The sequence below is a fragment of the Vibrio owensii CAIM 1854 = LMG 25443 genome (genome assembly GCF_000817815.1).
GTDB classification, from domain to species: Bacteria; Pseudomonadota; Gammaproteobacteria; order Enterobacterales; family Vibrionaceae; genus Vibrio; species Vibrio owensii.
Genome location: NZ_JPRD01000110.1, coordinates 1 through 4,376 on the forward strand (window position 1 = coordinate 1; position 4,376 = coordinate 4,376).

Consider the following 4,376-nt stretch of genomic DNA (forward strand, 5'->3'; position numbering starts at 1 on the left):
TCTTAACTGATCGGCATTACCTCACTGGGCGGTTTTCTTATTCTTGGGTGTTCCAATGTCAGTCGCCTTAACGCATAAAGAATTTCTGTAATGCTTTGATTGCCATGCCAGGTCGTTCCATCAACATACCTACACGAGGTAACCACGTTGGTGTATTTAGAACGGTTTTGGCGTGGCTAAAGGTTCTAAATCCTTCTTCGCCATGGTAGTGGCCGATACCAGATTCACCAATACCACCAAATGGCGCATCTTCCGCACCAACGTGTAAGATGGTGTCATTCACCCCAACCCCGCCACTATGGGTATTACGGGTAATACGCTCAATAACACTCTTATCTTCTGACATGATGTAGAGCGCAAGTGGGCGTTGATTCTGGTTGATGTAGTCGATGGCCTCTTGGATCTCACGGTAAGGCTTAATAGGCATAAGGGGACCAAAAATCTCTTCCTGCATAATGGTCATCTCTTCCGAAACATTGGTCACTAGGTGCGGATATAGTAGTCGACCCTCTGCACTCGTCTCTGACACTGTGTGTATTTCTGCACCCTTGGCGCTGGCATCTTCCAATACCGCCTTTAAGCGGTCGTACTGACGTTGATTGATGATATGAGTAAAACCTTGGTCGTTCTGACCTTTGAGGTACAGCGCTTCAAACCGTTGTAGGAACAGCGCGACAAACTCGTTGATTCTTCCCTCTGGTACATAGGCATAATCTGGTGCAACACAGATTTGTCCAGCATTGATGCATTTACCAAATAGAATCGCATCAACCGCTTTGTTCAAGTTCGCGTCATCTGCCACGATCACCGGAGACTTACCACCGAGCTCCAACGTAATTGGAGTTAAATTCTCAGCAGCAGCACGAGCAACCGCGCGACCAACGTTGGTTGATCCTGTAAACAGCAGATGATCAAACGGCAATTTACTGAACGCTTGAGCAACTTCCGCTTCGCCCTCTACGACTTCAACATCTTCAGGCAATGCTCGACAAATCTCAGAAATCACTTTGTTGGTCATAGGGGTGAATTCAGAGAGTTTCATCATCACTCGGTTACCAGCTGCAAGCGCGGTCACTAATGGCGATAAACTGAGAATGACTGGGAAGTTCCAAGGCGAAATGATGCCAACCACGCCAACCGGTTGATATTCAACGGTGACTTTTGAAGGAGCAAGCAACAAACCTGCATGACGACGACTTGGCTTACACCATTTATTGAGGCGTTTCAGGGTGTAATTGATTTGCGCAACCGTCGGCAATACATCCGTCATTGCCGTATCAAATTCAGAGCGATAACCGAAATCGGCGCTTAACGCTTCCACCAAGTCTTGCTGGTTATTTAAGATGGTTTGTTTAAGGAGAGTCAGCTTTTGCTTTCTCGAATCCAAGCTCGGATAAGGATCCGTGTTGTATCCGGCTTTGAGCTTATCTAACTTTTGTTGCAGCAGTTGACCAACTTCGACGTCTACGATCGCATTCATGATTTTCTCCTTGTACCCCTGACAACTGGCAATGTCGCACTTATGTACGATTTAAACTTAACATAGGTGCAACATTGTGACTATTTAAGAGGTTAGGAAGTTAGAGTTGAAACTCAGATTTCTGTTCATTAGAGCGCAAGCTTCATTTTAAAATACGGCACTTCCGATTTGTAAAAACGTTCACCTTCTGTATGCATTCCAAAACGTTCGTAAAAGATGAGCGCCGATTCTCTTGCATCACACCAAAAATACTCGACACGAGATAGCTTCAAGTTCACCAAAATATAGCGAACCATTGAAGAGCCAATACCTTGCCCTTGATAGTCAGGTAATATGGCGAACTTACGCAGCCGAGCTTGATTGTCGTCAAGGTATATCGACGCAACGCCGACTAAAACGTCATCAACAAACGCACCATAATGCTCTGCTTCTTCATCACCCTCTACGTGGCAATGTTCCACAGGCTTGTTAGGCCATAATACTTGGTGTCGGATAGGCATGGCTTGCTGCCACGTGATCCGGTTAATTGCAATTTCCATCTCTAAATACCAATGAGTACTCATTCATCGCTGCAATAATGGATTATCTTTTCGAACATGATAAGTTTCTTATCACTAAAACCTGAATGCAGTTTGTAATTTGTGACAAAGGCTTAAATCGAACAATTTACAACCATCACGCCCCTTTTCCAGTAGGCTCAAATTTGTTGCGGTTATACACGCCCTTCAAACGAATAGCTCGTCTCGTGCTGTGCTTCAAATACCAACTCATAAACTCCTAACCTCTGACGAGAGTCGAGCATTTCAAAATCATGGTCTATGTATTCCTTTAATACCGCCCCTGCTCGCTCTGCAATCTTGATGCTCGGAACATTGCCTTCCATACAATGGAATTGAATCGCACTTGTCTGCCCTCGCTCACGAACCAATGGCAATAGAACAGATAAAACGTGATCAATAATGCGATGACCACGCCCCTGTTCGGCAAGCCAATATCCCACTTCCGCCACACCCGTTTCTTGGTTCACGCCTTTCATACCTAGCACACCAACAAAGTTCTGATCGAGGCGAATGGCAAACCAATACGCCTCAAACGCGTTAGAGTTAATACGGTGAGATATATAAGCGACGGCTTCTCTGCGATTCGTCACCCAATCCGTCCAAGGCAAATATTGTGACAAGTGTTCACGGCTCTTATTCACCGCAGCAAGCAAAGGGGTCGCATGCTTCGTCAATAAAGGCTCAATGGAAATGCGCTCTGTGATTTGTCGCAATTGGTGTTTTTCATATCCTTGGTACATCTAGAGAACTCGTTGACCTACTTTTGTTTAATCACTGTGAATGGCGAAGGTTTGCTTTCAACATAGTGCTTCCATACATGCTCGTATAGTTGATGTTGATTGGCAAATGGTGCGAGCTGTTTGGCTTCTTCTAATGTACACCAACGATAATCAGTATGTTCGTGATTTAGTGTCACCGTTTGGTTCGGTTTGCAGAACAAGACAAAACAAGGAATGACCATGATTCGATTCTTGTGTGCCTCATAAAACTGTTCTAAAAAATCTGCGCTATGTAGCTCAACATCTTCGATTTGTGTCTCTTCCTTAAGCTCTCGCACAATAGTTTGCCAGCCAGTTTCGCCCTCTTCCACACCACCAGCGACATGACACCAATAACCACCTTTAACTCGCTCTAACAACAGCATTTTCTTTATGCCGTCGAATTCGGAAATCACCACACCAGACACATGCGTTGCTTGAATAGGAATCATCCCTTTCTCCTTATGTATTTATTGTTTTTATATCTGAACGAGACAGTCTACCTTGGTTCAAGAAGATCCGGAGTCTTAATCACAAGGTGCTGATCTTTTTGTCAGTCTAGTATGCTAAAGTGCGATCTCCCTCAATAAACGAGCAGTAAGATGCCTAACTCAATCAATTCGATGATTCCCATTGGCGTGCGCTTTATGGTGCTGTCCGCTTTTGGCTTTGCACTAATGTCTGCCACCGTAAAGCATGTTAGCTTGCACGGCATTCCTGTATTTGAAATCGTAGCAGCAAGGGCACTGGTCTCATTGGTGATCAGCTATCTTGATGTAAAACGCAAAGGTATTTCGGTTTGGGGTAATAATAAGCCTCTCCTTTTCGCGCGAGGCGCTGTAGGCACCATGGCTTTGATGTGCGTGTACTATTCCGTTACAACGCTACCACTAGCTGAAGCGACCATTTTCCAGTACATCCACCCTGTATTTACTGCCTTACTTGCGGTTTTCTTCCTTAAAGAACGTATCCAGTCTTCGACGTTTATCTGTATCGCCCTGTGTTTGCTTGGGGTATACGTGATGGTGAGGCCAGAAACCGGCCCAGACGCCGAACATGCTTTACCCATGTTCAGTGTGATGATCGCCATCTTAGGCGCCTTTGGCAGCTCTATTGCATATGTGATCGTGCGTAAGCTAAGCCAGACAGAAGACAGCTCGGTGATCATTTTTTACTTCCCGTTGGTGGCGCTGCCTGCATCGATTCTTTTGATTGGGGATCAATTCGTCATGCCAGATTTGTATCTGACCATGATGCTCGTTTTAGTCGGCGTCTTTACGCAAATAGGACAACTGGGCCTCACGAAAGCAATGCAAACACAAGAAGCAGGAAAAGCATCGGCTTATTCTTATGTACAGATCATTTTCTCTGTCGTTTTGGGCATCGTCTTCTTTGGTGAATTACCTTCGGCGTGGACATACTTAGGTGGCGCATTAATCGTAACAGGCGCGCTAATCAACGTATTTGGTCAGCATTTCAAGTTGCCGTTTATAAAACGATAGCAATCGCCTTTCTACTTACGTTTCGTTTGATCGAAAAACAATAAAGCCAGAGCATCACTCTAATGCCGTTCACTTA

Annotated in this window: 5 protein-coding genes; 1 reads left to right on the top strand and 4 read right to left on the bottom strand. The window is 45.0% G+C overall.

The features are described 5' to 3' along the window. Positions 1 to 67: 67 nt before the first annotated feature. The 4 genes from H735_RS29510 to H735_RS29525 form a co-directional block, all read right to left on the bottom strand. Entirely contained in the window at positions 68 to 1,480 is a 1,413-nt protein-coding gene (locus H735_RS29510) for a coniferyl aldehyde dehydrogenase (RefSeq protein ID WP_020198156.1), read from the bottom strand. 128 nt (positions 1,481 to 1,608) lie between these two features. Then, on the bottom strand, positions 1,609 to 2,019 hold the full coding sequence (locus tag H735_RS29515) for a GNAT family N-acetyltransferase (protein ID WP_020198155.1): 411 nt from the start codon (positions 2,017 to 2,019) through the stop codon (positions 1,609 to 1,611). Between the two features lie 173 nt (positions 2,020 to 2,192). Further along, positions 2,193 to 2,780 (bottom strand): GNAT family N-acetyltransferase, encoded by a 588-nt coding sequence (locus tag H735_RS29520; protein WP_020198154.1) that lies wholly within the window; start codon positions 2,778 to 2,780, stop codon positions 2,193 to 2,195. A 17-nt stretch (positions 2,781 to 2,797) separates the two neighbouring features. Continuing rightward, a complete protein-coding gene (locus H735_RS29525) occupies positions 2,798 to 3,250 on the bottom strand; it encodes an NUDIX hydrolase (RefSeq protein ID WP_020198153.1) in 453 nt (150 codons plus the stop codon). Between the two features lie 150 nt (positions 3,251 to 3,400). On the opposite strand from H735_RS29525, the gene H735_RS29530 reads away from it, so the two are divergent. After that, positions 3,401 to 4,300: a DMT family transporter gene (locus tag H735_RS29530; RefSeq protein WP_020198152.1), complete on the top strand. Its 900-nt coding sequence runs from the start codon at positions 3,401 to 3,403 to the stop codon at positions 4,298 to 4,300. The last annotated feature ends 76 nt before the right edge of the window (positions 4,301 to 4,376 follow it).